Genomic DNA, 25,267 nt, shown 5'->3' with positions numbered 1-25,267 from the left:
GGCCCCCATGTTTTCCGCCACTCCCCTGTTACTGCTACTTGCTGGCTACATGCTGGGCTCCCTGCCGAGTGGCTACCTGGCCGGCCGCTGGCTGGCCGGAATTGATATTCGCCGGGAAGGCTCCGGTTCCACCGGAGCCACCAATGTGTTGCGGGTGGTGGGCAAGGGCCCGGCCCTAGTGGTGTTTCTGGTGGATGTGCTCAAGGGCACCGGCGCGGTGCTGCTGGCCAAAGCCGTGCTGGAGCCCCAGGCCCTGGCCCTGGGAGCCGCCCCCTCCTGGCAAATCGACAGCTGGGTGGTGCTGGCCGGCCTGGCGGCCCTGGCAGGCCACATCTGGCCGGTGTGGCTGGGATTTCGGGGTGGCAAGGCGGTAGCCACCGGCCTGGGCATGTTGTTGGGGGTCTCCTGGCCCGTGGGCCTGGCCTGTTTTGGCATCTTTTTGAGCGTGCTGAGCTTCAGCCGAATTGTTTCTCTCTCAAGCGTGGTGGCCGCCCTCAGCCTGCCCCTCCTAATGCTGGGATCCTTTGGGGCAGGCGGCATCCGGCCCGCCTACCTGTGTTTAGCCCTGCTCACCACGGTGCTGGTGGTTTGGCGGCACCGCAGCAACATCGAGCGCCTGCTGGCTGGCACCGAACCAAAGCTGGGCAAGGGAAAGGCTTAGGCCAATTCCCGGCTGCGTTGGGCGGCGGCCAGCACGGCCTCAATCAGGGCAGAGCGCAGTCCCGCCTTCTCCAGGGCCCTCAGCCCGGCGATGGTGGTGCCCCCAGGGCTGCTGACCATGTCCTTGAGCTGGCCGGGGTGCAAATCCTGCTGGGCCAATAGGGCGGCCGTGCCGGCCAAGGTGCGGTGGGCCAAGCGGTGGGCCAGGACCCGGGGCAGGCCTGCGGCCACGGCCCCATCCGCCATGGCCTCGGCAACTAGGGCCACAAAGGCTGGCCCCGATGAGGTGAGCGCCAAAAAGGCATCCAATTGGGCCTCGGGCAGGTGGTGAACCTCACCCACCAGGGCAAACAACTCGCCAACCCAGGCCCGCTGTTCGCTGGTTACAGAATCGGCAAAGGCCAAGCCCGTCAGACCGCTGCGCACCATCGCCGGCGTATTGGGCACGGCCCGCACACACTGCCAAGTGGGGAAAAGCGCCTGGAGCCGCCCAAGCTTTACGCCGGCCAACACCGAAATAAGCAGGCCGCCAGCTGTTTCGGCCTCCCCAGCAGCCTCTGCCGTGCTGGCAGCAAGGGCCGCAGCCTCTGCCGCCTGCTCAAGCTGCTGGGGTTTAACCGCCAGGATCACCACTGGGGCACGCCAGGCCTGGGCAGGATCGGTGCCCACCTCCAGGCCAAGCTCCAGGCAGTGCTCGAGGCTGAGGCGTTTTGCGGAGGCATCGCTTGCCACCACAGCCCTCACCCCCGCACGCTCAACAATTCCCGCCTCAAGCAGCGGCAACAGCAAGGCCCGGGCCATCCGGCCCAGGCCCACCACACCTAAGGAAGGAGCAGACAATCCCTAGATGGCGGTGTCTTGACGACCCCAGGCCGGGCTAGGGGCAGCCTCGGCGGGCTCGTTGATCTCCCGACTCACGATCGTGGGAGAGGAGGCCTCATCGCTGGATGCGGTGGTGACGGTGACGCAGCTTGGTGCGAACAGGAAAATACTTTCGCCAACCCGCTCCTGGTGGCCATCGATCGCAAAGGTGCCGCCGGCCACGAAGTCCACGGCCCGCTGGGCCTGGTCCGGCTCCATCATCGTCAGGTTGAGAATCACCGTTTTGCGATCGCGCAGGGCCTGGATGGCCTTCGGCATTTCATCAAAACTGCGGGGCTCCATCAGGGACACCTCAGCGGTGGCATTTGATAGGCCCGGCATGCCAATCACATTGGTGCCCAGGAAAGGATCGGTGGCGCCGAAATCAGAGGTCAAAGCCAGGGAATTAGAGCGGGGCGTGGGGGCGGGTTCATCGAACTCTCCGCCGTCGTAATCGAGCTCATCATCGTAGTCGCCATCGAGGTAGTCATCCCCAGAGACAACGGCACGCAGACGAGAAAACAACGACACAGAGCCAACCTCAAGGATGCTTTCCACCTGAATAGCGCCTTGAACCAATGACGGCAAGGGTTCCAGCTGGAAATTTCTTGCTTTTAAGCAGAAATATTGTTGCGGGAACCAAATAGGCCACTGCCAATTCGCAGCCAGGTGCTGCCAGCCGCCGCGGCCTCAGGCCAATCTCCACTCATGCCCATCGAGAGTTCTGGCAACCCAAACCTTGTGCCAAAAGCGGCACATCGATCGAAGAGCACTTTTCGTTCGGCCAGGGTTAGCCCGAAGGGAAGGATCGTCATTAAGCCCACCGCCTGCAGGGGTGCGAGCAGTTGCAACTGGGGCCAATCCCGCAAAAAATGATCGGGCTCCCAGCCAGTTTTATCGGGATCGGCCTGGAATTTGAGCTGAAAAAATACCCTGGGGCTAAGGCCCTCCTCCGCTGCAATGCGGGCCAGCCGCTGGGCCAATTCCAGGCTGTCAACCGAGTGAATTGTGCCGAAATGGCGCAGCACCTGGCGGGCTTTGTTGGCCTGCAGGCGACCAATGAAATGCCAATCCAAGGGCGGCAGATCCGCCAGTTCCGCCTGCTTGGCGATGGCTTCCTGGACCCGGCTCTCGCCAAAGCTGCGCTGGCCCAGGGAGGCCAGCTGCCTGACCAGCTCGGCGGGATGGCCCTTACTCACCGCCAGCAAATGGCTGCCGGCCGGCAGGGCCTGGCCAAGGGCAGCAAAGCGCTCCGCCAGGGTGCCCGTCATTTAGATAAAGGTCTGGTCAAACAATTTGCGCCAAAAGGCCATTACCTCCGTGCTTTCCCTCCGGACACGCCCCAAATTTTGTTCGGCTAATTGGCGAGCATCCATCAATGGCACCACCTCGAAACTGGCCCCCTTGGGCTGGAGGGTGACCACAAAGAAGATGCGCTGGGCATAGAGGGTGGCGTAGAGCTCTCTGCCCTCCAGCAGCGGCGCCACCTGGTAGAGCATCCCAAAGGTGGGATGGTTGAGGTATCTCTCTTTACTCACTCTTTCGGCAGGCTTGGTTTTACGGGCTCACAGGGCCGGGGTCGCACCATTAAAAACCACCGACTTTGCAGCGCAGCAGCAGCAAACCGGCCAGGCCCGCCCCGGCCCAGCGATTCAGCCAAGGGTGGGCAGGGGCCATTTGATGCAACTGGTCAGGGGGCGCCCAGCGTCCACCCCTGGCGAGCAGGGCCTCTGCCCCCTGTTCAGCCCGCAGCAGCAGGTTGGCCAGCAAACGTTCGCCCAGGGCCAAGAGCAAACCCAAGCCTGCACGCCAGCCCAAACGCTTGAAATTGACCGCCCGGGTAGCCAGGGATCGCAACAGGTTTTGCAGTTCTTCCTGCACCAGCGGCAAAAAGCGCAGGGCCAATAGCAAGGTGAAACCGAGGCGCTCCACCGGCCAACCCCAGCGCCCCAGGGGCGCCAGCAGCCAGCTGATCGACCACACCAACTCCTCGGCTGGGGTGCTGATTAGCAGCAGGTTGGCGCTGTGCACCAGCGTGAACAGCAGGGTGGCGCCATTGAGACCGAGCTTGGCCGAGCGGCGGTTGATTGAAACGGGGCCGAGGCGGAGGATTTCCCAGCGCTCGCCAGCCCGCTCGGGGGCAGGGCTAAGGGGTGATCCCGGCGCCAAGCGCAGCTCCTGGGGCGGACGCTGCAGGGGGGCAGCGGCGATGGCACCCTCCGGCAGCACCGCCGCCAGCAAACCCACCAGCACCGCCAGAGCCACCAGGGCGGGCAAACTGCGGCGCCACAGCCGCCAGGGCAAACCGCTGACGGCGGTGATCAACAGCAGCACCCCAACAAGGGAAATGCGCCAGATCGGCCCCGCCAGAATTGGGGTAATCAGGAAGGCCAGGGTCCAACCGAGCTTGAGCCGGGGATCCAAGCTCCGCAGCCAACTACTGCGCCGACCTGGCTGCTCCTCGGCCACAAATTGGCCGATCGGCAGCTGCCGCAACCAATCCATCAGCGCCGGGCTTGTTGCCGGGCCAGTTCCTTCTCGGCATCGCGCTGCTGCTTGCCGCGCCAGAACAGTTTGATTGGCGTGCCTTCAAAACCCAAACCCTCGCGTATCTGACGCTCCACATAGCGGCGATAGGTGTCGCCAAACAACTTCGGATCATTGACAAACAGGGTGAAGCTGGGGGGCCGCACCGCCACCTGGGTGCCGTAATACAAACGGCCCTGGCGACCGCCGCGGCTGGTGGGGGGAGAACGCCAACTGAGGGCCTCGGTGAGCACCTCATTCACCACCGAAGTGGTGACCCGGCGACGGTGCTGCTCGACCGCCAACAGGGCGAGGGGGAAAATCGCCTGCACCCGCTGGCCAATGAGGGCCGAGGTAAACAACATCGGCGCCCAATCCAGGAAATAGAGCTTGGCGCGCAGCTCCTTTTCCATCGCCGGCATGGTGTGGCTGTCCTTTTCGATGGCATCCCACTTATTGACCACCACCACGCAGGCGCGGCCGTCCTCTTCAATGCGGCCCGCGAGGCGTTGGTCCTGCTCGGTAACGCCATCGATGGCATCGATCACGAGCACGCAGACATCACTGCGCTCAATCGCCTTAAAGCTGCGGTTGATGCCGAAAAATTCCGGGCCGTAGTTGACCGAACGGCGCCTACGAATACCGGCTGTGTCGAGCAGTTTCCAGGTCTTGCCCTCCCGTTCGATCGTGGTATCGATCGTGTCGCGGGTGGTGCCGCGGATCGGGCTCACGATCGCCCGGTTTTCACCGGACACCGCATTCAGCAGGCTGGATTTACCCACATTTGGGCGGCCAATGATCGCCAGCTGAATCGGCGCCTCTGTCTCCACCTCCTCGGTGGGAGGCAGATAGCTGATCACCTTGTCGAGTAGGTCGCCGGTGCCGGCACCGTGGATCGCCGAGATCGGAAAGGGTTCCCCCAGCCCCAGGCCCCAAAACTCCGCCGCCATCGCCAGGCCGGTCTCCGGCGATTCGCATTTATTGACACCCAACAGGGTGGGCACCCCCTGGCCCCGCAGCCATTCGGCAATCGCCTCATCGGCGGCGGTCAGGCCCTGCTGGCCATCCACAACCACCAGGGCCACGGAGGCTTCCGCCAGGGCCAGGTTGGTCTGTTCGCGGATCTCGGGCAGGAATTCACTGTCGTCGTCGAAGACCAAGCCGCCCGTGTCGACCACCATGAAGGTGCGATCGCCCCAGTAACCCTCCTGGTAGGTGCGATCACGGGTCACGCCCGGCTGGTCGTGCACGATCGCCTCCCGGCTCCGGCACAGCCGGTTGACCAAGGTCGATTTGCCCACGTTGGGGCGGCCAATGATGGCGACAACAGGAAGCGCCAAAACGCCTTATCCCTTACAACTATTTCCTTACTTGACCCTACAGAGTGGTTGCCCCCTAGGCCACGGGCCAATCCCCCGGGTGCCCGGCCACGGGATTGGCCGGCGGCTCCAGCAGCTCCGGCAGGAGCCCGGTTGCGGGCAGGGGCTCATTGCGCTCAGCCAGATAGGCCAACAACCAATTGACCGCCGTGGCCCGGCGGGTGCGGCGTGGGTAGAGCCCACCGATTTTGTAGCCGGCAAAGCCCAGCTGCTGCTTGAGCAGCTGCTTGTGCTGCTTCGGGATCGAGCGGGTGAGTGCCACCGAGGCGGGCCGCTGGGCGATGAACTGGGGTTCAATCGGGAAGGACTCCCGCCATAGGGCTTCCGTAGCCGGGCCGGCGCCCCAGGTGCCGGAGCCATCGGGCGCGTATCCCAGGCGCGGCCAGATCAGCTCACACACGAAGCGATCACTGGTGCGATCGGCCAATACGGCCTCCAGCAGCGCACGGCTCAGGGGGTAGGCAGCAGGCACAGGGCGTCACAATCGGATCACCATGATCCCTTCCCTTCCACTGCCTTCCGGTGCGCTGCTTTCCGGTGCGCTGCTTTCCGGTGCGCTGCAGCTGCCTGGCAACGGCACACCCCGGAGCCTGCGCTGTCGGGTGCTGCAGTCGCCGCTGGCGGGGGTGAGTGATCGGATTTTTCGGGGCCTGGTGCGGCGCTGGGCCCCCGATGCCCTGCTGTTCACCGAGATGGTGAATGCCACCAGCCTGGAGCTGGGCCACGGCCGCCAAAAGGTGGAGGAGCTCGCAAGTGAAGCCGGCCCGATCGGGGTGCAGTTGTTTGATTACCGCCCCCAGGCGATGGCCGAAGCTGCCCGCCGGGCCGAGGCCGCCGGCGCCTTCCTGATCGACATCAACATGGGTTGCCCGGTGAAGAAGATCGCCAAAAAAGGGGGCGGCAGTGGCCTGATTCGGGATCCCGATTTGGCCACCCGCATCGTCGCCGTGGTGGGCGCGGCCGTGGGGATTCCGGTGACCGTCAAAACACGCCTGGGCTGGTGCGGCAGCGACCTCGACCCCGTCAGCTGGTGCCGCCAGCTCGAAGACGCCGGCGCCCAACTACTCACCCTGCACGGCCGCACCCGGGAGCAGGCCTTCAAGGGGCAGGCCGATTGGGAAGCGATTGCCCGGGTCAAGGCAGCCCTGGCCATTCCCGTAATCGCCAATGGCGACATCAACTGCCCCGCCGCTGCCAGCCGCTGCCTGGAGATCACCGGCGCCGATGGGGTGATGGTGGGCCGGGGCACCATGGGCGCCCCCTGGCTGGTGGGCCAGATCGATGCGGCCCTGGGCGGCAGGCCCGTGCCGCCCGCCCCCAGCCCGGCCGAGCGTCTGGCCTTGGCGGCCGAACAACTGGGGGCCCTGGTGGCAGCCAAGGGCGACCACGGCCTACTGATCGCCCGCAAACACATGGCCTGGACCTGCCAGGGCTTTAGCGGCGCCCCCCAACTGCGCCAGGAGCTGATGCGGGCAGCCACCCCGGCAGCGGCCCTAGCGTTGCTGGATCAAGCCAGGGCCCAGCTGGGATTCATGTGACCCCCTTTGCCACGCCCTGGCTTCCCTGGCTGGCCCTGCTGTGGCCCCTGTGGCTGAGCCGACGGCCGGAGGCAAGTTGCCCCCTATGGATGCGCCGCAGCCTGCTGCTGCTGCTCGTCCTGCTGACCCTGCGCTACCTGCACTGGCGCGTAAGCGCGAGCCTCAACCTCAGCACCCCCCTGGCGGCAGGCCTAAGCGTGCTGCTGCTGCTGGCGGAAGGATGGTTGCTGCTCAGCGGCCTGCTGCCGTTGGTGCTGGCCTGGCGCCGCTTCAGCGATGGTCGCCCCGAGGCAAATGCGGCCCAAGCCCGCTGGCTGGCCGGCGGCTGGCGCCCCGCCGTAGACGTTTTGATACCCACCTGCGGTGAACCGCTACCGGTGCTGGAGCGCTGCCTGCAGGCCTGTAGCCAGTTGAGCTATCCCCATCGGCGCCTTTGGCTGCTCGACGACGCCGGCCGCCCCGAGTTGATCGCCCTGGCATCGCGCTACGGCTGCCACTATCACCACCGCCCCCAGCGGCTCCATGCCAAAGCCGGCAACCTCAACGCCGGCCTTGCCCTGTGCGACGCCGAACTGGTGGCGGTATTTGACGCGGATTTCGTGCCGCAGCGGCAGTTTCTTGAGCGCACGATCGGCCTGCTGCTCGATCCCCAGGTGGCCCTGGTGCAGACACCCCAGCACTTCCTCAATGCCGACCCAATAATGCGCAACCTGGCCATGGAGGCCTGGCTGCTGCCGGATGAGGAGAGCTTCTACCGCTGGATCGAACCGGTGCGCAGCGCCTGGGATGCGGTGGTGTGTGCCGGCACCAGCTTCCTAGTGCGCCGCTCAGCCCTTGATCAAATCGGCGGCTTTGTGGAGCAGGCCATCTCCGAAGACCTGGTGACCGGCATGGTGTTGGCCTCGAAGGGCTGGCGGCTGCGCTATCTGGGCGAAAAGCTCAGCGCCGGCTTGGCCGCTGAAACCATGCTTGATTTCGTCAGGCAGCGGCAGCGCTGGGCTTCCGGCACCCTGCAGGCGTTGCGGCTGCCCCAGGGCCCCCTGCGGCTGCGGGGTCTGCGGCTCAGCCAGCGACTGGCCTACATCGAAGGGGCCCTGCACTGGTTCAACACGGTGCCGCGCCTGTTGCTGCTGCTGATGCCCCTCTGCATCGGCCTGCTGGATGTGTCGCCCGTGCGTTACACGGGCACGGCGCTGGTGGAACTGCTGCTGCCGCTCTGGATCGCCCTGCTCCTCAGCGTGGGCTGGCTCAACCGGGGCAGCCGCCATGCCCTGCTGGCCGATCTGCCCGGCTGGGCCCTGGCGGTGCCCCTGGCCGCCACGGTGCTGGCCAGCCTCTGGGGGAAAGTGCAACCCTTCCGGATAACCCCCAAGCACCGGGTCGAGGGCCGCGGCGGCATCGCTCCGGTTTTGGCAGTGCCCCTTTTGGTGCTGCTTGCCCTCAACACCCTCAACCTGGCCTCGATCCTGCGCCACCTGGTTTCTGGATTAGGCAGTTCCGGTGACTGGCTGGGATTGGTGTGGGGCGGCCTGACCCTGGTGGGCCTGCTGGTGGCCCTAAGGGCCTGTTGGGATCCCGCCGCCAGTGATCCAACGCCCTGGCTGGCGATCCAGATGCCGGCGCTCCTGCAAGGCGAGCTGGCCGATGGCAGCCCCTGGTCTGTGACCGGGGTGGTGCGGGCCCTCAGCGAAGCGGGCGCCGAATGGCAGGGCAGTGAACCGCTGCCAGCGGGGGCCCATTCCCTAAAGCTGGAGCTCCAACTGCAGCTCCAGCAGCAGGCCAGCCTGCCGCCCCTAACTCTGGAGGGTCTGGAACTAATCACAGGCCAAAGCAACCTTTGGCAGGCCCGCTGGGACAGGGCCGATCAGCAGGCCATGGTTGCCCTGGTCAGCTGGCTCTACGGCCGGCCCGATGCCTGGCCAGAACGCCAGGCCCCACCTGAATGGCGCAGCCTGGCGGCCCTGCTTGCACGGCTGTTCAAACCAGCCCAGCCCCTCGGCCCCGGCCGCCGCAGCCTGGTGATCCAAAAGCCCTAGATAAGATATTGAGCAGGATTACACCAAACTGTTCAGAGGTGCACAGAGACCTGCCGCTGCAACGGTTCTTGGCCTTTGGGTGATGGCACAAGCTGTGCAGAGATGTGCAGGGCTGTTCCGCTTTCACCAACTATTCACCAACCGACGCCAGATGCCTAGATCGCTGCGCCTGGAGGTATTGAGCAAGCTGGAGTACATCCAATACGACGCCCTTTTTCAGTTCTGAATTTTCAGGTTCCGTATCGTTTGTCATCAACCACATACGCCCCGATGAATCGCTTCTCGTTAGCCAGACGCATCGCCCTGATCCCCTTAGCTCTGGCAGCAATGCCGCTGGCCAGCCACGCCCACCCGAAGGGCCTTCATGACACCCAGCAGGAGGCCGAGCAACGGGCCAAGGAGCTTGGCTGCACGGGCACTCACCAGAACAGCGGCATGTGGATGCCCTGCAGCAACGAGGCAACCCTGCACCAGCATTTGCGTCACCACTAAAGCGCCATGCCTTTGCTACCGAAAAGTCGCTGGCGCCAACTGCATCGTTGGGTCGTGCCGATAGCGGCGGCACCGCTGTTGCTCACCGCGGCCACTGGCTCGTTCTACAGCCTATTGCTGGAGCAGGGCATCGATGCTTTCTGGCTGCTCAAGATTCATTCCGGCCGCTTTGGCCCGCTGAACCTGCAGCCCTACTACTCAGGGTTGCTGGGGCTGTTCACCTTGGTGGTCATTGGTTCCGGCTTGGCTCTTCTACTTTCAGGCCGCAGGGCCAAGGCCTGAGATCGGATTAGCCACCGGTGAGCATCACCAATCCCATGGCGGTCATGATCAGGTTCTCCGCAAAGCTCACTACGCCAAGGGGCGTTTTGGAGTTGCCGCCCACGCAGGCGCAGTTGAGCGCCAGCTGATCGATGAACACTGCCTTGCCCACCGAAACCATGCCCATGGCACCGAGCGGAACGGCCACAATTCCCACCAGCTGGGCAACGGCGGCGGGCTCGGGTTGAAGCAACACGCCGAGGCCCACCAGCAGCTCAATCCCAGGGTAGAGGCGGCCCCAGGGCCGCCAACGCTGGCTGATCAGGTCGTACTTACGGAAGCTGGCGGCGAATGCCTCCACATCCATCAGCTTGAGCATGGCTAGCAGGCAGATGGCGAACCCCATGAAGCCGCCCAGCCCGGCTGCCAGCACCAGGGCCATCAAGCCGGCGGTAAGGAACACGGCTACAACTGGCGCGTAAGAGATCTCAGCGGCTTCCGGCCGGACGCCGAGTCGTGTGGCGAGATCGCTGTAGCCACCGACCCGTTCACTCCCCGAGAAGATTTGCGGCGTAGTGGTCACGCCATGGGAGAGCTTGAAGGCTTCCACCTCCTCGGCGCTGGTGAGGCGATGGTCTTCGAAGGGAATATGCCGTTCCCGTAGCAGCCGCACTGCCCGTAAACCCCAAGGGCAGGAGTGGTCTGGGAGGTCCATCCGGTAAAGGCGGATGGCTTGAAGAGTGGTGGAGGTCATGACAGCTGACAACAAGACGAGATCTCTCCAGTGTCGTGTCTCCAGTTACTAGAGAGTCAAGGCACTCGCGGATGCTTTGTTTGCGAAGAGCTCACCGGCGACTGGGCGATCACATCCCGGTGTCTGCAGACGACATCAACAGTGGGGGAATCGGTGAATTGGTCAAACAGCGGCAGCGCGGCATCAGCCAGCAGTAACACCAGCGCTAAGGCACGGCTTGGCTCAGCACTCCAGGAGTCAAGTTCGCCGGCGATCGCCTTACGGGTCAGCCTGAGAAAGCGCTGCCGCAATAGGTCTTCAAAGGCTCGGTCCCTGGCGAACCACTGGCCGCCTTGTCTTCCAGGGTCTGCTCCTTGTTCGTGCGGGTAGTTACTTTCAAGTTGGTGTAGACGCGGGGGCAGCCCATGGCCTGCACCGCCTGGTGGCAGGCCTCAATCGCGGCGAACACCGGCTCCCACTCACCTTCGATCGCCGTGCCGTTGGGATGCAGCTGGATCTTGATGCCGGCTTCAGTGAGCACCCTCTCACAGGCGGCGACACAGATCCAGTATCACTCTCATCAGGAGCAGGCCTAGGTGGGCCAAAACTACTAATGAGAAGCATGACTACAGCAAAGCCCGGAGCGTTGGCCCCGGGCTCCTGCCTGGTTAGCCGCTGTGCCCTTCTTGAGGGGGTTGGGCGAGGCTTTTAGAGAAAACTCAGAAACAGAAGGGCAGGAACTGGGTGCGGCAGGAGGCATAGCCATCCACTAAGGCGCCGAGGCCGATCTGGTGGGCGATGCCGTAGCCAGTTAGGCCCTCCACCACGATGCCGATCACGATGCCAAGCATGGCTGCACGGCCGTTAAACAGTTCGACTTTCCTGAGCTGCTCCACGAGGGTCAGCTGTTCAGAGCTGTTATTGAGCAGTTGGTCGTTGGCGGGAGTGTTGGTCATGGAGATCTCCTGGGTGGTAATAAAAGATGCGGAAGCGCGCTGCTACTAATCGGCGATGTTGGGCTGCAGCACTAAGGCACTAATCAGCCAGGCGCCAAAGAGAAGCACTGTGAAAGTGGCGATCATCGAGTCCTCGGGGCAAGGTCGCTGGGGCGGCTGAACAGGTAGGTGGTTAAACCAGTCAGTACCAACACGAGTGCGACGACGGCAGTGATGGCGGCTGTGTAGTCGGTGCCCATGGCGATCAACCGAGACCGAGTTGGCCAAGGATGCTCTGGCCGGTGAGCAGCTCGGTACCCAGGCCAATCACGAAGCCAAGCATGGCCAGGCGGCCATTCCAGGTTTCAGCAAAGGCGACGAAACCGAAGCTGGGCGTGGACTCAGTCATGTGTGTTGAATTTTGTTACGTGAACTGTAACGCAATGTGACTGGCTTGGGCGCTGTCGCGGGTGTGGGCTGGGGATCCATGGGCTGCAGCCCTTCTCTTGCCGCTCAATCGGCCTGGCGGAGTGCCTTTACTGCGATAACCGCCGGAGTGAGGGCGTCATAGCCACCGGGTTAAACCGATTCAGGGGCAGCACCGCCTTGATCCAGTCCGGAGACAAGCTCGATCCCTGTGCCTGCATCAAAGGAAAAGCGACCCGGCGTGCTGAAGGGCAGGGCAAGGCGTCCTGCCAGGTGGTGTTCCACCTGTTCCAGCATGTAGATGTTCAGGCCGGCAGCTATCGGGGTGAGGCGAAGCAGCGACATGGGAAGGATTCTTTTCCCCACGCTAAGGCCAATCACAGTTGGGTTTTCTATGCAGGGGACGCGACCCTGACCTGGCCTAGGCCCCCTCGAAGCTTGACCAGAGTGAACCCCACGCAGCACGCGCATAGAGGGGCGCTCGCTGATTGAGCTAGTAAGTCAAGAAGACCTGGATGGCGTTGACAAGGACATGGACCTCGAGGGAGTCACAAGCTGGAGCTCAACGCAGAACCTGAATCTCCAGCTCCAGTGGCATCTCTGCCCAGGCCCGATCACAGGTCACCACCTTCAGGCCCAGCCGCAGCCCAAGGCTGAGGCAGGCGCGATCACCCAGCGACAGGCCCCGCTGCCGGGTGAGGGGCCACAACTGGCCTGCTCGCTCACCATCCGTAGCCAGAAAGGGCTCCACTTGCATCCCCAGGGCCTGCAGCTCCTCTCGCATTCCCTGCACGTCCACTCCGGCGGAGAGCGCCTTCTGCACCACCTCAGCCCAGTTCACGCTGGTCATTCGCGCATCGCTCAACAGCCCATCAACAACCTCGGCGCCCGGTTCCTGCAGCAGATACGCCAACAGGGCCGAGGCATCCAGCACCACCGTCACCCCTCACCCTCCCGCCGGCTCTCCTCGCGTCGTTCGGAGATGAGTTCATCCAAAAGCCTGCGGTCCGCCGGCACCTGGGCAAAGCGCGCCTTCAAACGTTGCTTGATCTGCTCAGGCTTCTCGATCACCAGGCGATTGGCGTCCTGGCGGGCTACCAACCGATCTCCTTCCTCCAGGCCCAGCGAGCGTCGCAAAGCCGCCGGAATAACCAGCCGACCCTGCCTGCCCAGGCTCACGTCCACGGATGAGGCGTTGTCGCCCATGACAAAGGGTGTGGCACGCAGATTGGCATGTGGCACAGTTGACATGATATGCCACGAGGGCCTTGGTCGTCACGCGTTGCAGCTCATGACCCCCACCGACTGGCTTTGCCGTTCATCGCAGCAGACCCGGTTCCGCCCAACTGCGCTCCCAGCTCTTCACTTTGGTTCTGCATGGCGGATGGCGGGCTTATGGGTCGCTCGTCGAGATGGATCCAGCCTCCCTGGAACAATCGCCTGCGGGGTGCCTCTCCTGCGAACGACGAGCCAGCGTCAAGCCCTAGGGCAACACCTGGGGCCAGCCCTGACGCACCAACAACAGGGAGAAATAGGGCTGCTCCTCCGCCGGCACCTCGGCCGCAGGGGCAAGTAATTGATCGGGCCAACCAACCCGCTGGGCAAACAGGGCCTGCCCCAGTAACCCCCGCTGCTCCAGAAGGGGCCGCACCCAACTCCAGCGCTGGCCGAGCTTGAGCAAGGCCAACACCCAGCCCCCGCTGGCCGCCTGCTCGAGCAGCTCGCCGAGGCCCTGGGGGGTTTCTGGCGTGGGGCGAATTAGCAACCCTTCCTGCTGCAGGGCCAGGGGCCAGGCGATTCCCTGCGCCGCCGCCGCGGCCGCCGCCGCACTGATCGCCATGATTCCTGGAATCTGCCTGACCGGGCACTGGGGATGCTTGGCCCGTAGGGCCAAAAGCACGTAGGAGCTGCTGGCAAACAGCGACACATCCCCCTCACAGAGCAGCACCACCTGGGCGCCCGTTGCCACCTCAGCCGCCAAGGCGGCGGCGGCCCCATGCCAGGCGGCAATCCGCGGCTCGGCCTCGGCCACCATCGGAAAGACCAGGGGCAGGCGTCTCTGGCTGGAGCCAATCCAAGGCGCGGCGATGCTGGCTGCCATGCCCTCGCCCCCCTCCCTCGCCACCGGGTAGGCCACCACATCGGCGGCCCCAATCGCTCGGATCGCTGCCATGGTCAGCAGGTCGGGATCCCCTGGCCCCACCCCCACAAGGGTGAGCAGGCCCCTAACTAGGCCTTCGTCGCCATTGGCTGATGTCAAGGCGGAACTCGGCCCTTCGGGCCCAAATCCCCCCTTTTCTAGGCTGTAGGGCCTTCCGAATACTGGCCATGACCCTGCTGGCGATCCATGGCAAGGCCGCCAGCGCCGACCCAAACACCAGGGATACAGCCCTAATCACCAGGGATGCAGACCTAATCACAGAGGAGCTGGGCAAGCGGGGCATCGCCTTTGAGCGCTGGCCCGCCAGGGTCCAGCTGGCAGCAGGCGCTGGCCAGGAAGAGATCCTGGCCGCCTACGCCAGTGAAGTGGCCCGGGTGCAGGCAGGCGGCAGCTACCCCACGGTGGATGCGATCCGGATGGCGCCGGACCATCCCGATCGAGCTGCCCTACGTCAGAAATTTTTGGCCGAGCACACCCACAGCGAAGACGAGGTGCGCTTCTTCGTGGAAGGCCGCGGCCTGTTTTGTCTGCACATCGGTGAGGAGGTACTGCAGGTGCTCTGCGAAGCGGAAGACTGGATTTCGGTGCCGGCCGGCACCAAGCACTGGTTCGACATGGGAGCAGAGCCCCACTTCTGCGCCCTGCGGTTTTTCAACAACACCGAAGGCTGGGTGGCCCAGTTCAGCGGGGATCCAATTGCCGCTTCTTACCCCCTACTGAACGAGCTGGTTCAGCTGTGAAAGCGGGGTTCTGGCCAGAGCATGGTCAGCAGCTCAGCCTCCGCATCCGCCAATTCCGCCAGCCTGGCCATGGTGGCCTCACGACCAAAACGGCCTTCCGCCAGCAGCCAGTAAAGGCCGAAATGGCGGGCCTCACTGGCTAAAAGCTCGCCATAGAGGGCCTGGAGCTCCAGGTCCGGGCTATGGGCGGCCAGCAGCGCCATCCGCTCATGGCTACGGGCCTCAATCAAGCCCGCCACCAAAAAACTATCCAGCATCCGCAGGGGTTCATCCCGGCGCGCCTGCTTGGCCAGGGCCGCTCCGTAGGGGGGCGCCGCCAGGGGCCGCAGGGGAATGGCACGGGCCTGCAGCAACTGCAGCACCAGCTCAAAGTGCTCCAGCTCCTCCCGGGCCAGGGGGCTCAACACCGCCGCCAGCCCCTCCTCACTGGGATAGCGAAACATCAGTTGCAGGGCGACCCCGGCCGCCTTGCGTTCGCAGTGGGCATGGTCGATCAGCACCAACTCCGGATTGGCAATCGCCTGGGCGAGCCAGGCGGCGCTGCTGGGGGCCGCCAGCCACTTCACCCGGGCGGTGGGGTTTTCCAACAGGGCACTCATGCCAGGGAGCCTGCCCGCAGCCGCTGCACCAGGCCCTGGAGGGCCAGGTTGTAGCTGAACGGCCCAAAACCACAGATCACGCCAAGGGCCCGATCGGCCAAATAGGAGTGGTGCCGGAATTCCTCGCGGGCATGGGTGTTGCTGAGGTGAACTTCCACAAAGGGGATTTCCACCGCCAACAGGGCATCGCGCAGGGCAATCGAGCTGTGGGTGAAAGCGCCGGCGTTGATCAAGATTCCATCCACCTGGCCCCTGGCCTGGTGGATCCGGTCGACCAGGGCCCCTTCATGGTTGCTTTGGAAGCAACTCAAGCTGGCGCCCAGGTCCGTGGCTTGGCGCTCCAGGTCGGCATTGATTTGCTCGAGGCTGGTGCTGCCATAGAGCCCCGGTTCGCGAGTGCCCAACAGGTTGAGGTTGGGTCCGTGGAGGGCGAGCAGCTGCATGGGTACGGGTGGGGCCGGCTGGTAAGTTCTTGCGGTGTGGTTCGGGTCGGTGCCCGAGTGGTTAATGGGGGCGGACTGTAAATCCGCTGGCTCTGCCTACGTTGGTTCAAATCCAACCCGGCCCACCTTCCACATGCCCTTGTAGCTCAGTGGTAGAGCACTCCCTTGGTAAGGGAGAGGTCACGAGTTCAAATCTCGTCAAGGGCTTAATCAAAAATGGAGTTGGCACCGCTCCCCAATCAAGATGGTCCGGGAGTTGGTGTCCAGTGGCCCTGCAGGAGTTGGTGGCCAACATCGGGGGCCTGCCATTTGCCAGGGTGGGCGCCATTGATGGCCGCCATGACCACCCAATTGCTCCTAGCCACCCCGATCGCCGAGATGCGGGCAGCTGTCAGCGCCGGCCTCAGCCGCAGCCTGGAGTGGCGGCTTACCCAGCTCGATCGGCTAACCCAACTCCTCAGCCGGCATGAAGGGGAGGTGCTCGAGGCCCTGGCCGCCGACCTCGGCAAGCCAGCCCTAGAGGCCACCTTCGAGCTGGTGGCGGTGCGCCAGGAGCTGGCCCTCACCCGTAGGAAGCTGAAGCGCTGGATGGCCCCCCGGCCGGTGGGCCTCGACCTGGCCATGCGCCCCGGCCAGGCCTTCATCCAGCCAGAACCCCTGGGCTGTGTGCTGATCATCGGCCCCTGGAACTATCCACTCCACCTCTGCCTGCACCCCCTGGTCAGTGCCCTGGCCGCGGGCAACACCGCCGTAATCAAACCCTCTGAACACGCGCCCCGCACGGCGGAGCTGCTGGAGCGCACGATCCCGGAGGTTTTCCCTGCCGATGTGGTGCAAGTGGTCACCGGCGATGGGGCCACCGCCGCCGAACTGCTGAAGGAGCAATTCGACCACATCTTCTTCACCGGTGGGGGTCGGGTCGGGCGGCTCGTGATGGCCGCAGCAGCCCTCCATCTCACCCCCGTGACCCTCGAACTTGGCGGCAAAAGCCCGGCGATCGTGCTCAACGATGCGGAGCTGGTCACCACCGCCCGAAGGCTGGCCTGGGGCAAGGGCCTCAATGCCGGCCAAACCTGCATAGCCCCCGACCACCTGCTGGTGCAGAGCCAGCGGCGCCATGAACTGGTGGCCGCGATCGCCTCTGAATGGACCAGTTTCTACGGCGCCGATCCCCTCGAGAGCGAAGACCTGGGTTCGATAGTGAACGCCAACCAATTCGAGCGGCTGGAGGGCCTGCTGGCAGGTGCGCGCAGCCGGGGCCAGGTGCTGGTGGGGGGCCGCAGCGATGCGGGCCGGCGACGGATCGAGCCCACCCTGGTGGCGGTCGAGTCTGGCGATGATCCGCTGATGCAGGAGGAGCTGTTTGGCCCAATCCTGCCGGTGCTCGAGGTGGCCGACCTGGAGGCCGCCCTGGCCGAGGTGCGCCGGCGTCCCAAGCCGTTGGCCCTCTACCTATTCAGCAACGACCGAAAGGCCCAGCAGCGGACCCTATCCACCACCAGCTCCGGCGGTGTCTGTTTCAACGACGTGGTGATGCAGGCGGGTGTGACGGAAATGCCCTTTGGGGGTGTGGGGGAAAGTGGCATGGGCCGCTATCACGGCCAGGCCGGCTTCGACACCTTCTCCCATCTGCGCAGTGTGCTGAAGCGACCCTTCTGGCTTGATCTGCCCTTTCGCTATCCCCCCTATGCCGGCAAACTCGGTCTGGTTAAACGGCTCCTCGGCTGATGGCCTGACTCGGCTCGGCCCGGCTCGGCCCGGCTCGGCCCGGCCCGGCTCGGCTGATCAGAACCTTTGATCAACCCAGGACTGGATCCAATCGGAGGCGCCCTTTAAGGTTCGGCGATACCGTTTGGTGATCTATCCGTAGTGCCCATGCGCCGATCCCTAGCTGCCTTGGCCCTAGCAGTGGTGTTGCCACTGCCCTTGCTCTCTCCTGCAGCAGCCTTCGCCAACGTGGTGGTCAAGAACGGCGAGACCCTCTCGGAAATCGCCGATCGCAATGGCGTCAGCCTGAAAAGGCTGATGCAGGCCAATGGCATTAGCGACCCCAATAAATTGGCCGTGGGCCAAAGCCTGGTGATTCCCGGCAGCCGCTCCTCAAGCCCCAGCCTCAGCTACGGCAGTGGCGGCGGTGCTGGTGGCGGTGGCGGCAGCATCACCGTTAAGGCGGGCGACACCCTCTCAGAGATTGCCGATAGGGCTGGGATCAGCCTCAATCGCCTGATGCAGCTCAATGGCATCACCAACCCCAACAAGGTGACTGCTGGCGACCGGTTGGTGGTTTCCTCGGGGGGCTCGAGCAGTCGTTCGGCCCCTGCGGCACGGGCCCTGCCCACGGCGCCTTACACGGTGAAGAAGGGGGAAACCGTGTCGGAGTTGGCCGAACGTTTTGGCACCACCACCGACCGCCTGCTGGCGCTCAACAACATCCGCGACCCCAAGCTGTTGGTGGCGGGCACCCGCATTGCCATCCCCGGCCGACCCAGCAGCACCGCTGCGGCCCCAAGCACGGCCAACGACAGCCGTCGCCCCAGCAATTACGTGGTCAAGCAGGGAGAAAGCCTGTCCCACATCGCCGATCGTTACAACACCTCGGTCGAGAAGTTGGTGGCCCTCAACAAAATCGACGATCCAAACTTCGTAGTGGAGGGAACCCAACTCAAGCTGCAGGCTCCGCCAGCTCCCAAGCCCACACCCAAGCCCGCCCCCAGGGTGGTGGCCAAGCCGGTAGTTAAACCAGTGGCCAAGCCAGTCGCAAAACCCGTGGCCACCGCCACAGTGAAGCCCGAGGTGAAGCCAGAGGCCAAGCCCGAAGTGAAGCCGGTAATCAAGGCTGAGGTCCAACCTGAAGTGAAGCCCGCACTCAAACCAGAACCGAAAGTTGCCCTGAAGGTTGAAGCCAAGCCAGAACCAAAACCAGAACCAAAGCCCGAGGTCAGGCCGGAAGCGAAACCTGTGGTCAAAACCGAGGTGAAGCCTGAGGTGAAGCCTGAAGTCAAGCCAGAGGTCAAACCCACAGCGACAGCCACAGTTGCCACAGCTGCCACAGCTGCCACAGCGACAGTCACCGCCAGTCGGCCCAAATCCACCACCACCAGCAGCACCGTCAAAACGGGCAAGCCCGACTGGCGCAACTACGGCCCCCTCCAGGTCGATTGGGCCAACTGGCAATCCATGGGTGGCAGCTTCGTGGCCCCCACCCTCAACCGCCAGGGCCAACCCCTTTACCTCGCGGTGAACTGCGGTGCCCGCAAGCTCAACAGCACCAACCAAACCGGCCAGTGGAAAACCTGGGATGCCCCCCAGGCCGACTACGAGCAGCAGCTGGTAACCGACATCTGTAAGGCCAAGGGCAGCTAAAGGGGGGCACTGAGCTTCCTAGGCAGCCCAGTGCAGGGGCCAGGGCTGGCGCAGATAGCGCCGGCCTGGGGAGCGCAAGTAGAGGCGCTGGGCGCCGTCGTCGCTTTCACCAATCAATTCCTCTTGCACCAGGCGGCGGGCCAACCAGCCCCAGCGCTGACCGTCGCGGCCATCGCGGCCGTCGCCCGCCAGTTCCACGGCGAGGGTTCGCAGGTCGCGGCCATTGCGCTCGGCCACGGCCTCCAGCAGCCGGCCAACCTGCTCCGACCAATCGAGCTGCTCGGCAGATGTCTGGCAGTTGTCGCAGCGGCCGCAGGGGGGCGTCAGCTCACCAACGGCCAGCAATAGGGCCTGCTCCCGGCAGCCCTCCCCTTCTGCCACCGCCTCCATCCGCCTTAATTGGCGCTGGGCCAATTCCATCCGCTGCTGTTCCTGGGGCACGGCGGCACCACGGATTGCCCAACCCAGGCTGGTGCGATCGCCCGCATCAAACAACACCAAGCAGCGCGCCGGCTCCCCATCGCGGCCGGCCCGGCCCGATTCCTGCAGATAGCCCTCGGCACTGGCGGGCAAATCCAGGTGCAGCACCAGCCCCACATCGGGTCGGTCCACCCCCATGCCAAAGGCCATGGTGGCCACCAACACAGGCCTGGGCTGGGTCTGGAAATGTTCCAGGGCCAGCTGACGGCTCTCCGGATCCATGCCCGCGTGGTACGAAATCGCCTCCAGCCCGGTACCGCTGAGGCGCTCCGCCCACTGCTCCACCGAGCGGCGGGTGCGGGCATAGATCAACACCGCCCCGCGGGTCGCCTGCACGGCCTCCAGCACCAGGGGCAGGGGCTCCTGGGGCCGCCGTTGCATCGAGTAGTGGAGGTTGGCGCGCCTGGCGGAGCGCACCTGGATCAGGGGCCGCCGCAATTGCAGCAGGCGAATGATGTCGGCCCGTACCTGGGGGGCGGCCGTGGCACTTAGGGCCACCAGGGGCACCCCCGGGCACATGCTGCGCAGCTGGCCCAGGCGGCGGTAATCCGGCCGGAAATCATGGCCCCAGGCACTGATGCAATGGGCCTCATCTACCGCCAGGGCCACCAGCTGCCCGGAAGAAAGCACGTCGTCGAGCATCTCCCTGGTGGCCTCAACCTGGAGGCGCTCCGGGGCCATATAGAGCAGGCGCAAGCGCCGATCCCGGAGGCGCTGCAGCAACTGACGGCGCTCGGGGGTGCTGAGGCCCCGGTGCAAAAAGGCCGCCGCAATGCCCCGGCGCTGCAGATGGCTGACCTGGTCCTGCATCAGGGCCACCAGCGGCGAAATCACCAGCACCAAGCCGCCCCTCACCAGGGCTGGCAGTTGATAGCAAAGCGATTTACCGCCTCCGGTGGGCAACACCGCCAGGCAGTCCTGGCCGGCGAGCAGGGCCTCCACCACCTCCCTTTGGCCCGGGCGGAACTGCTGCCAGCCGAAGTGTTCGGCCAGGGCCGACTGGAGGCGATCCGTTTCGGAAAGAGCGGTAATGGCTGGTGCTTCCGGCGTCAAAAACCCTACCGGTAGCGTTTGCCAATTCTAGTTGACGCCAGGGCTAGGGGAGGGGAGGGGAGGGGCATCCAGTTGCTCGGGCGATTCCTCCACCAGCTGCAGCCGCAGCCGCTTACCCCCCGCCAACTCCCCCAGGGAGACACGCATCGTGCTGCCACTCAGCGACTGCAGGGCCGTCAACAGATCGCGCAGGTGGGGCGTGCTGCTGCCGCTTTCCACCCAGAGGCGTTCCTGCAGGCCTCCCAGGCGCCGCCAGCTGGTGTGCAGCTTGAGCACGGCACTCTCCAGGGCCTGGGCCTGGCCCACCGCATCGGCCAAAAGACCGAGGGCATCGAGGCGCTGGGCCTCCTGGAGGGCCTTCTCAAAATCCAGTTGATCGTGCTGAAAGGCCCGCACCGCCAAGCCCGCCTCGGCCGCCTTGCTCAACCAGCGGGCCGTGCTGGTTACGTCCTTAACCCGATCCAGCTCGGGCTCCTCGCGCAACACCCGCCGCAGGTCCTCCTGTTGCTCCTCGGGCAACTTGGCCAGCTCCCGCACCAGGGGGGCCACCAACCGGGGGGGCAGGAGATTTTCGGCGGTGCGCTGGCGAATCTCCTCGGGCAGCAGGGGGCTGGTGGCCGCGGTGAACTCGTCGCTTAGGCGCCGCACCTGCTTGCGGGTGATCTGCTGGCCATCGTTGGCAGCCTCCGAGATCATCTGCTGCACCTCGGGATCGGCCTGGGCAGTTTCCAAAAAGGCCCGCTTGGAAAAGTTGTTGACACTGGCCTGCTCGAGCAAGCCCTCCCCCACGAGGCTGTCGGCCGACTCGGCCAACTGAATCAGGATGTAGGCGCGGGTTTTGCTGATTTCCCGCTCCCTTAGCCACTGCAAGAAACCGGTGCCGCGCCCCTCGCCGCCGCGCTTCTCCCGATCCCGCACGGACCGCAAAATCCGCCCACGCCAGATCTCGGTTTGGAGGTCAAAGCGATCGCAGACGGCCCAGGCCTCCTCAAGCCTGGCCAGAAATTCCATCGTGCTGATGGTGTCGCTATCGGGATCGGGCAGCTCCAGGGAAAGGGTTGGGGCCTCGAGGGATTCCATAGGAGCTGGTCGGGAGAGCGATCGTGCCACGCCAACGACGACGAATCGTGACGCGCCTGGCCTGGCCTCGAGGCAGTACGGGTAAGTTCGACAAGTCAGGCATTCGATTTACGAAGACGCGATGGCCATCTCCCGCGGCGACAAGGTGCGCATCAAGCGTCCTGAGTCCTACTGGTTCAACGAAGTCGGCACCGTCGCGACGGTCGACACATCAGGCATCCGCTACCCGGTGGTGGTGCGCTTTGACAAGGTGAATTACAACGGCTACAGCGGCTCTGAAGGTGGCATCAACACCAACAACTTCGCCGAAGCCGAGCTCGAAAAGGCCTGATCAAGCAAAGGCCTTATTAAGCCAAGAACTTAGTCTGCAGCCCGCTTCCCTGCCCTGGGGGAGCGGGCTTTTTGCTGAATCATCCGAACTCGACCAAGCCGCATAGATAGATGCCGGAACTTCCCGAAGTCGAAACCGTAAGGCGCGGGTTAGAGCAAAAAACCGCCGGCTTTGAGATAGCCAAGGTGGCGGTTCATCGGGCCAGGGCCATTGCCCATCCAGCCAGTCCCGAGGCATTCGCCACCGGCCTCGAGGGCTGCCAGGTGGGCATCTGGAGCCGGCGGGGCAAGTACCTCAGCGCCAGTCTGTGGCGCGATGGCAAGGATGGGGGCCACTGGGGCGTGCACCTGCGCATGACCGGCCAATTCCTCTGGCTAGGCAGCCCAGGGGCTGGGGCGCAGGCGCCCCTTGGGAAGCACACCCGCGTCCAGCTCTGGGATAACCAGGGCCAAGAACTGCGCTTTGTGGACATGCGCAGCTTTGGCCAGATGTGGTGGGTGCCGCCGGCGGTGCCGATCGAATCGGTGATCACGGGGCTGCAACGGCTGGGGCCCGAACCCTTCAGCGCAGATTTCAGTGCCACCTACCTGAGAGACAAGCTCAAGGGCTCGAGCCGGCCGATTAAGACAGCCCTGCTGGATCAGGCCCTGGTGGCGGGAGTGGGCAATATCTATGCCGACGAATCACTGTTTAGTGCCGGCATTCGCCCCCATACGCCGAGCGGCAGGTTGGGGGTAGGGAAATTGGAAAGCCTGCGCCAGGCCCTGGTGGAAGTGCTGGAGCGCAGCATTGGAGCCGGTGGCACCACCTTCAGTGATTTCCGCGACCTCACTGGCACCAATGGCAACTACGGGGGCCAGGCCCTCGTTTACAGGCGCAGCGGCCAACCCTGCCGGGTGTGCGGCGGACCCATCCAGCGCGAAAAGCTGGGGGGGCGCAGCAGCCACTGGTGCCCCAATTGCCAGGGATAGATTGCAGCTGATGAGTGAAGAAGCAAGCCACCTAGAAGTAGCCCTGTGCGGGGTAATGGCGGCCATCCATGGCCGGGGTTGGTGCGATGGCACGGGGGGAAACTTCAGCTGCGTTGCCCAACGCGAACCGCTGCAGCTGTTGATGGCACCGAGCGGTGTCGATAAGGGATCAGTCAGCCCGGGGCAGTTGATCTGGGTGGATGGCACGGGGCAGGTGCTGCGGGGCAGCGGCAAGGCCTCAGCAGAAACCCTGCTGCACTTGGCGATTGTCAAAAACTCCAACGCCGGGGCAGTGCTCCATACCCACTCCCAGGCAGCCACCCTGCTCTCGGCCCTAGCGCTCGAAAACCAGAAACAAGGTGGTGGGGGAGCCGCCGCAGCTGGGATTAGCGGGGTCGCTGGGATTAGCGGGGTCACTGGGATTGCAGGAGTTGAGATTGGCGGCCTGGAAATGCTCAAGGGCCTCGAGGGCATCACCAGCCATAACGCCAAGGTGCTGATACCGGTGCTTGCCAACGACCAGGACATCAAACGGCTAAGCGCCCACGCCAAACCCCTAATCCCCCAGGCGCCCCATGGCCTATTAATCGCAGGCCACGGGCTCTATGCCTGGGGCCAAAACCTGACCATGGCTAAAAGACATCTGGAAATACTGGAGTTCCTGCTGGAGCAACAGTGGCGCAGGACCCTGCTCCAATCCTTGGCCGCCACTAACCGCTAGCCCTAACTGCTAGCCCTAACCGCTAGGACCATGACAATCAGCCATCTACTCCTTGATATCGAAGGCACCACCTGCCCGGTGAGCTTTGTGGCCGAAACCCTCTTTCCCTATGCGGCAAAATCGCTACGGCCCTATGTCGAGAAACATCGGGGCGAGCCAGAGCTGGAACACCTAATCGAAGGGGCAGAAAAGGCCTTGACAGAAGATACGGGCCCAGAAGCCCAACAACTGCTCTCAAGACGGGTGGTGGATGCAACCACTGGAAAAGGGCCAAAAGCCGATGTTGTCGACTACCTGCAACTGCTCATCCAGCAGGATCGCAAGCTGAGCGAATTGAAGGAACTGCAGGGGCTGATCTGGCAGGCTGGCTACGCCAGCAAAGAACTGATTGCACCCCTATTTGCAGACGTGCCAGATGTGCTGCAGAAATGGCACAAGCAAGGCAAAATATTGGCTGTCTATTCCTCAGGATCGGTTACGGCCCAAAAGCTGCTCTATGGCCATAGTGAATCCGGTGATTTAGGGCACCTTTTTAGCCATTGGTTTGACACCCGCATTGGCCAAAAGCAAGTTACGGAAAGCTATTTAAAAATCGCAGCCGAAATGAAAGTAGATGCAATGTGCATACTTTTTCTAAGTGATTCCCTAGCCGAATGCGAAGCCGCCCATAGGGCTGGCATGGAGGTTTACTTCAGTGATCGAGATGGCAACCCGGCCCGCGACCCAGGGCCATTTAGGAAGATAGGCTCCTTGGGTGAACTGGAACTCGAGCCTTGAACCAAAGCGTGCGCGACCAAGAAATAATCGCCATCAACCAGGCCATGCTCAACAGCGTAGTGAAGGGCGACTGGAGCAGCTATGCGAGCTATTGCAGCGAAGACTTGAGTTGCTTTGAAGCAGAAACCAACGGCATCATTGTGGAAGGACTGCCCTTCCACCGCTTTTACTTTCCCGAGAATTCTGCGCAAACTGCCGCCAGCGTCAACGTGACCATGGCCGGATGCCACCTGCGCTGGTTGGGCGATGACGCCGTGGTTTTGAGCTACACCCGGCTCACCCAAAGAATGGTGGAAGCTTCTGCGATTACTGCCAGCTGCTGCGAAACACGGATCTGGCAAAAACAGTCAGGCAACTGGAAGCAGGTGCACGTACACCGCTCATAAAAAAAGGCACAAAAAAGGCCACCCAGCGGGCGGCCTTTTTATGTCCTTACGGATGAAGTTTTACCTGGCATCGAGCTATTTTCTCAGGGGGCTACCCCCCAAATATCGTTGCCGCTGCAGCGTTTCACAACCGAGTTCGAGATGGATCGGCGTGGTTCCACTGCGCCATGGACACCAGGATAGATATCATCTCCTTAAAGATAATACCTAGTCTTCATCCTCAGGTTTGAACCCTGAGAACTGCATAGACTAGAAAAGCTCTTACACTCTTCATCTGGAAACAAGCTATGTCATCTCTGACACCTTAGAGCCTGA

General features: G+C 63.7%; 34 protein-coding genes, 2 tRNA genes and 1 rRNA gene. 16 read left to right on the top strand and 21 right to left on the bottom strand.

Translation table 11 applies throughout. The annotated features are described in order from the left end of the window. Positions 1-7 precede the first annotated feature (7 nt). Positions 8-661: a glycerol-3-phosphate 1-O-acyltransferase PlsY gene (gene plsY / locus KBY49_RS00180; protein ID WP_254932779.1), complete on the top strand. Its 654-nt coding sequence runs from the start codon at positions 8-10 to the stop codon at positions 659-661. On the opposite strand, the gene proC is transcribed toward plsY, so the two are convergent. From proC to KBY49_RS00145, 7 genes are all read right to left on the bottom strand, one after another. Next, complete coding sequence (proC, locus tag KBY49_RS00175) at positions 658-1,500, bottom strand: pyrroline-5-carboxylate reductase (protein WP_254932778.1); 843 nt, start codon at positions 1,498-1,500, stop codon at positions 658-660. The two genes, plsY and proC, sit on opposite strands and share 4 nt — an antisense overlap. A gap of 3 nt (positions 1,501-1,503) precedes the next feature. Beyond that, entirely contained in the window at positions 1,504-2,052 is a 549-nt protein-coding gene (locus KBY49_RS00170) for a cell division protein SepF (RefSeq protein ID WP_254932777.1), read from the bottom strand. A gap of 83 nt (positions 2,053-2,135) precedes the next feature. Then, positions 2,136-2,792 (bottom strand): YggS family pyridoxal phosphate-dependent enzyme, encoded by a 657-nt coding sequence (locus tag KBY49_RS00165; protein ID WP_254932776.1) that lies wholly within the window; start codon positions 2,790-2,792, stop codon positions 2,136-2,138. Continuing rightward, positions 2,793-3,059 carry a PipX family protein gene (locus tag KBY49_RS00160; protein ID WP_254932775.1) on the bottom strand — a complete coding sequence of 89 codons (267 nt, stop codon included), beginning with the start codon at positions 3,057-3,059 and terminating at the stop codon, positions 2,793-2,795. A gap of 49 nt (positions 3,060-3,108) precedes the next feature. Continuing rightward, positions 3,109-4,026, bottom strand: coding sequence for a CbiQ family ECF transporter T component (locus KBY49_RS00155; RefSeq protein WP_254932774.1), 918 nt, complete (start codon positions 4,024-4,026; stop codon positions 3,109-3,111). Then, a complete protein-coding gene (gene der, locus KBY49_RS00150) occupies positions 4,026-5,387 on the bottom strand; it encodes a ribosome biogenesis GTPase Der (RefSeq protein ID WP_254932773.1) in 1,362 nt (453 codons plus the stop codon). The genes KBY49_RS00155 and der overlap by 1 nt, the downstream gene beginning before the upstream one ends. Positions 5,388-5,442: 55 nt before the next feature. Next, on the bottom strand, positions 5,443-5,898 hold the full coding sequence (locus tag KBY49_RS00145) for a DUF1823 family protein (RefSeq protein ID WP_254932772.1): 456 nt from the start codon (positions 5,896-5,898) through the stop codon (positions 5,443-5,445). Between the two features lie 22 nt (positions 5,899-5,920). Between KBY49_RS00145 and dusB the strand changes: the two genes are divergently transcribed. From dusB to KBY49_RS00120, 5 genes are all read left to right on the top strand, one after another. Continuing rightward, positions 5,921-6,964: a tRNA dihydrouridine synthase DusB gene (gene dusB, locus KBY49_RS00140; protein WP_254932771.1), complete on the top strand. Its 1,044-nt coding sequence runs from the start codon at positions 5,921-5,923 to the stop codon at positions 6,962-6,964. After that, positions 6,961-9,000: a glycosyltransferase gene (locus KBY49_RS00135; RefSeq protein WP_254932770.1), complete on the top strand. Its 2,040-nt coding sequence runs from the start codon at positions 6,961-6,963 to the stop codon at positions 8,998-9,000. The genes dusB and KBY49_RS00135 overlap by 4 nt, the downstream gene beginning before the upstream one ends. A gap of 82 nt (positions 9,001-9,082) precedes the next feature. Further along, positions 9,083-9,226, top strand: a complete 144-nt coding sequence (locus KBY49_RS00130; RefSeq protein ID WP_254932769.1) for a hypothetical protein — start codon at positions 9,083-9,085, stop codon at positions 9,224-9,226. A 44-nt stretch (positions 9,227-9,270) separates the two neighbouring features. After that, positions 9,271-9,492, top strand: a complete 222-nt coding sequence (locus KBY49_RS00125) for a DUF3721 domain-containing protein (protein WP_254932768.1) — start codon at positions 9,271-9,273, stop codon at positions 9,490-9,492. 6 nt (positions 9,493-9,498) lie between these two features. Further along, on the top strand, positions 9,499-9,774 hold the full coding sequence (locus tag KBY49_RS00120; protein WP_254932767.1) for a hypothetical protein: 276 nt from the start codon (positions 9,499-9,501) through the stop codon (positions 9,772-9,774). 7 nt (positions 9,775-9,781) lie between these two features. On the opposite strand, the gene KBY49_RS00115 is transcribed toward KBY49_RS00120, so the two are convergent. From KBY49_RS00115 to KBY49_RS00080, 9 genes are all read right to left on the bottom strand, one after another. Next, on the bottom strand, positions 9,782-10,507 hold the full coding sequence (locus KBY49_RS00115; RefSeq protein ID WP_254932766.1) for a MauE/DoxX family redox-associated membrane protein: 726 nt from the start codon (positions 10,505-10,507) through the stop codon (positions 9,782-9,784). Positions 10,508-10,563: 56 nt separating this feature from the next. Further along, a complete protein-coding gene (locus KBY49_RS11730) occupies positions 10,564-10,797 on the bottom strand; it encodes a hypothetical protein (RefSeq protein WP_396099087.1) in 234 nt (77 codons plus the stop codon). After that, positions 10,773-11,051 (bottom strand): MTH1187 family thiamine-binding protein, encoded by a 279-nt coding sequence (locus KBY49_RS00110; protein WP_254933949.1) that lies wholly within the window; start codon positions 11,049-11,051, stop codon positions 10,773-10,775. The genes KBY49_RS11730 and KBY49_RS00110 overlap by 25 nt, the downstream gene beginning before the upstream one ends. Positions 11,052-11,205: 154 nt before the next feature. Further along, positions 11,206-11,442 (bottom strand): chlorophyll a/b-binding protein, encoded by a 237-nt coding sequence (locus tag KBY49_RS00105; RefSeq protein ID WP_254932765.1) that lies wholly within the window; start codon positions 11,440-11,442, stop codon positions 11,206-11,208. A gap of 244 nt (positions 11,443-11,686) precedes the next feature. Next, positions 11,687-11,830 (bottom strand): high light inducible protein, encoded by a 144-nt coding sequence (locus tag KBY49_RS00100; protein WP_254932764.1) that lies wholly within the window; start codon positions 11,828-11,830, stop codon positions 11,687-11,689. A gap of 170 nt (positions 11,831-12,000) precedes the next feature. Next, the gene (locus tag KBY49_RS00095) at positions 12,001-12,192 is read right to left on the bottom strand and encodes a hypothetical protein (protein WP_254932763.1); all 192 of its coding nucleotides are present in this window, start codon (positions 12,190-12,192) and stop codon (positions 12,001-12,003) included. A 217-nt stretch (positions 12,193-12,409) separates the two neighbouring features. Continuing rightward, the gene (locus KBY49_RS00090; RefSeq protein WP_254932762.1) at positions 12,410-12,790 is read right to left on the bottom strand and encodes a type II toxin-antitoxin system VapC family toxin; all 381 of its coding nucleotides are present in this window, start codon (positions 12,788-12,790) and stop codon (positions 12,410-12,412) included. Next, positions 12,787-13,098, bottom strand: coding sequence for an AbrB/MazE/SpoVT family DNA-binding domain-containing protein (locus KBY49_RS00085; protein WP_254932761.1), 312 nt, complete (start codon positions 13,096-13,098; stop codon positions 12,787-12,789). Before KBY49_RS00085 ends, KBY49_RS00090 begins: the two co-directional genes overlap by 4 nt. A gap of 232 nt (positions 13,099-13,330) precedes the next feature. Beyond that, a complete protein-coding gene (locus KBY49_RS00080; RefSeq protein ID WP_254932760.1) occupies positions 13,331-14,107 on the bottom strand; it encodes a precorrin-2 C(20)-methyltransferase in 777 nt (258 codons plus the stop codon). Positions 14,108-14,175: 68 nt separating this feature from the next. Between KBY49_RS00080 and KBY49_RS00075 the strand changes: the two genes are divergently transcribed. Beyond that, positions 14,176-14,748 carry an acireductone dioxygenase gene (locus KBY49_RS00075; protein WP_254932759.1) on the top strand — a complete coding sequence of 191 codons (573 nt, stop codon included), beginning with the start codon at positions 14,176-14,178 and terminating at the stop codon, positions 14,746-14,748. Here KBY49_RS00075 and KBY49_RS00070 read toward each other — a convergent pair. Both KBY49_RS00070 and aroQ read right to left on the bottom strand, forming a co-directional pair. Continuing rightward, complete coding sequence (locus KBY49_RS00070) at positions 14,739-15,347, bottom strand: tRNA-(ms[2]io[6]A)-hydroxylase (protein ID WP_254932758.1); 609 nt, start codon at positions 15,345-15,347, stop codon at positions 14,739-14,741. The two genes, KBY49_RS00075 and KBY49_RS00070, sit on opposite strands and share 10 nt — an antisense overlap. Beyond that, on the bottom strand, positions 15,344-15,790 hold the full coding sequence (gene aroQ / locus KBY49_RS00065; RefSeq protein ID WP_254932757.1) for a type II 3-dehydroquinate dehydratase: 447 nt from the start codon (positions 15,788-15,790) through the stop codon (positions 15,344-15,346). The genes KBY49_RS00070 and aroQ overlap by 4 nt, the downstream gene beginning before the upstream one ends. A gap of 43 nt (positions 15,791-15,833) precedes the next feature. On the opposite strand from aroQ, the gene KBY49_RS00060 reads away from it, so the two are divergent. The 4 genes from KBY49_RS00060 to KBY49_RS00045 all read left to right on the top strand — a co-directional run bounded on the left by KBY49_RS00060 (position 15,834) and on the right by KBY49_RS00045 (position 19,153). After that, positions 15,834-15,915: transfer RNA gene (locus KBY49_RS00060), tRNA-Tyr, on the top strand. A gap of 10 nt (positions 15,916-15,925) precedes the next feature. After that, positions 15,926-15,997 (top strand) — tRNA-Thr (locus tag KBY49_RS00055). 132 nt (positions 15,998-16,129) lie between these two features. Then, on the top strand, positions 16,130-17,518 hold the full coding sequence (locus KBY49_RS00050) for an aldehyde dehydrogenase family protein (protein WP_254932756.1): 1,389 nt from the start codon (positions 16,130-16,132) through the stop codon (positions 17,516-17,518). A gap of 147 nt (positions 17,519-17,665) precedes the next feature. After that, positions 17,666-19,153 carry a LysM peptidoglycan-binding domain-containing protein gene (locus KBY49_RS00045; protein ID WP_254932755.1) on the top strand — a complete coding sequence of 496 codons (1,488 nt, stop codon included), beginning with the start codon at positions 17,666-17,668 and terminating at the stop codon, positions 19,151-19,153. 18 nt (positions 19,154-19,171) lie between these two features. Here the strand turns inward: KBY49_RS00045 and KBY49_RS00040 are convergent, their stop codons facing one another. Both KBY49_RS00040 and KBY49_RS00035 read right to left on the bottom strand, forming a co-directional pair. After that, the gene (locus KBY49_RS00040; protein WP_396099082.1) at positions 19,172-20,686 is read right to left on the bottom strand and encodes a RecQ family ATP-dependent DNA helicase; all 1,515 of its coding nucleotides are present in this window, start codon (positions 20,684-20,686) and stop codon (positions 19,172-19,174) included. Positions 20,687-20,713: 27 nt separating this feature from the next. After that, a complete protein-coding gene (locus KBY49_RS00035; protein WP_254932754.1) occupies positions 20,714-21,766 on the bottom strand; it encodes a hypothetical protein in 1,053 nt (350 codons plus the stop codon). A gap of 121 nt (positions 21,767-21,887) precedes the next feature. Here KBY49_RS00035 and KBY49_RS00030 point away from each other — a divergent pair, with 121 nt between their 5' ends. From KBY49_RS00030 to KBY49_RS00010, 5 genes are all read left to right on the top strand, one after another. After that, positions 21,888-22,097: a photosystem I reaction center subunit IV gene (locus tag KBY49_RS00030; RefSeq protein ID WP_254932753.1), complete on the top strand. Its 210-nt coding sequence runs from the start codon at positions 21,888-21,890 to the stop codon at positions 22,095-22,097. A gap of 110 nt (positions 22,098-22,207) precedes the next feature. Further along, on the top strand, positions 22,208-23,068 hold the full coding sequence (locus KBY49_RS00025; protein WP_254932752.1) for a DNA-formamidopyrimidine glycosylase: 861 nt from the start codon (positions 22,208-22,210) through the stop codon (positions 23,066-23,068). 10 nt (positions 23,069-23,078) lie between these two features. Next, positions 23,079-23,789: a class II aldolase/adducin family protein gene (locus KBY49_RS00020; RefSeq protein WP_254932751.1), complete on the top strand. Its 711-nt coding sequence runs from the start codon at positions 23,079-23,081 to the stop codon at positions 23,787-23,789. Between the two features lie 30 nt (positions 23,790-23,819). Beyond that, positions 23,820-24,566: an acireductone synthase gene (mtnC, locus tag KBY49_RS00015; protein ID WP_254932750.1), complete on the top strand. Its 747-nt coding sequence runs from the start codon at positions 23,820-23,822 to the stop codon at positions 24,564-24,566. Further along, the gene (locus KBY49_RS00010) at positions 24,563-24,952 is read left to right on the top strand and encodes a DUF4440 domain-containing protein (protein WP_254932749.1); all 390 of its coding nucleotides are present in this window, start codon (positions 24,563-24,565) and stop codon (positions 24,950-24,952) included. The genes mtnC and KBY49_RS00010 overlap by 4 nt, the downstream gene beginning before the upstream one ends. 62 nt (positions 24,953-25,014) lie before the next feature. On the opposite strand, the gene rrf is transcribed toward KBY49_RS00010, so the two are convergent. Beyond that, positions 25,015-25,131, bottom strand: a 5S ribosomal RNA gene (rrf, locus tag KBY49_RS00005). Positions 25,132-25,267: the final 136 nt, after the last annotated feature.

The organism is Cyanobium sp. WAJ14-Wanaka (assembly GCF_024345375.1).
Taxonomy (GTDB): Bacteria; Cyanobacteriota; Cyanobacteriia; order PCC-6307; family Cyanobiaceae; genus Cyanobium_A.
The sequence above is the reverse complement of the archived record's forward strand: the minus strand, read 5'-3'. Positions and strand labels throughout refer to the sequence as shown.

Bases quoted from the DNA above. Each gene is read 5' to 3' on its own strand.
- plsY (WP_254932779.1), top strand. From the start codon at position 8: ATGTTTTCCGCCACTCCCCTGTTACTGCTACTTGCTGGCTACATGCTG.
- KBY49_RS00165 (WP_254932776.1), bottom strand. From the start codon at position 2,792: ATGACGGGCACCCTGGCGGAGCGCTTTGCTGCCCTTGGCCAGGCCCTG.
- KBY49_RS00155 (WP_254932774.1), bottom strand. From the start codon at position 4,026: ATGGATTGGTTGCGGCAGCTGCCGATCGGCCAATTTGTGGCCGAGGAG.
- dusB (WP_254932771.1), top strand. From the start codon at position 5,921: ATGATCCCTTCCCTTCCACTGCCTTCCGGTGCGCTGCTTTCCGGTGCG.
- KBY49_RS00130 (WP_254932769.1), top strand. From the start codon at position 9,083: ATGGCACAAGCTGTGCAGAGATGTGCAGGGCTGTTCCGCTTTCACCAA.
- KBY49_RS00125 (WP_254932768.1), top strand. From the start codon at position 9,271: ATGAATCGCTTCTCGTTAGCCAGACGCATCGCCCTGATCCCCTTAGCT.
- KBY49_RS00120 (WP_254932767.1), top strand. From the start codon at position 9,499: ATGCCTTTGCTACCGAAAAGTCGCTGGCGCCAACTGCATCGTTGGGTC.
- KBY49_RS00115 (WP_254932766.1), bottom strand. From the start codon at position 10,507: ATGACCTCCACCACTCTTCAAGCCATCCGCCTTTACCGGATGGACCTC.
- KBY49_RS00105 (WP_254932765.1), bottom strand. From the start codon at position 11,442: ATGACCAACACTCCCGCCAACGACCAACTGCTCAATAACAGCTCTGAA.
- KBY49_RS00100 (WP_254932764.1), bottom strand. From the start codon at position 11,830: ATGACTGAGTCCACGCCCAGCTTCGGTTTCGTCGCCTTTGCTGAAACC.
- KBY49_RS00095 (WP_254932763.1), bottom strand. From the start codon at position 12,192: ATGTCGCTGCTTCGCCTCACCCCGATAGCTGCCGGCCTGAACATCTAC.
- KBY49_RS00085 (WP_254932761.1), bottom strand. From the start codon at position 13,098: ATGTCAACTGTGCCACATGCCAATCTGCGTGCCACACCCTTTGTCATG.
- KBY49_RS00075 (WP_254932759.1), top strand. From the start codon at position 14,176: ATGACCCTGCTGGCGATCCATGGCAAGGCCGCCAGCGCCGACCCAAAC.
- KBY49_RS00070 (WP_254932758.1), bottom strand. From the start codon at position 15,347: ATGAGTGCCCTGTTGGAAAACCCCACCGCCCGGGTGAAGTGGCTGGCG.
- aroQ (WP_254932757.1), bottom strand. From the start codon at position 15,790: ATGCAGCTGCTCGCCCTCCACGGACCCAACCTCAACCTGTTGGGCACT.
- KBY49_RS00050 (WP_254932756.1), top strand. From the start codon at position 16,130: ATGACCACCCAATTGCTCCTAGCCACCCCGATCGCCGAGATGCGGGCA.
- KBY49_RS00045 (WP_254932755.1), top strand. From the start codon at position 17,666: ATGCGCCGATCCCTAGCTGCCTTGGCCCTAGCAGTGGTGTTGCCACTG.
- KBY49_RS00035 (WP_254932754.1), bottom strand. From the start codon at position 21,766: ATGGAATCCCTCGAGGCCCCAACCCTTTCCCTGGAGCTGCCCGATCCC.
- KBY49_RS00030 (WP_254932753.1), top strand. From the start codon at position 21,888: ATGGCCATCTCCCGCGGCGACAAGGTGCGCATCAAGCGTCCTGAGTCC.
- KBY49_RS00025 (WP_254932752.1), top strand. From the start codon at position 22,208: ATGCCGGAACTTCCCGAAGTCGAAACCGTAAGGCGCGGGTTAGAGCAA.
- KBY49_RS00020 (WP_254932751.1), top strand. From the start codon at position 23,079: ATGAGTGAAGAAGCAAGCCACCTAGAAGTAGCCCTGTGCGGGGTAATG.
- mtnC (WP_254932750.1), top strand. From the start codon at position 23,820: ATGACAATCAGCCATCTACTCCTTGATATCGAAGGCACCACCTGCCCG.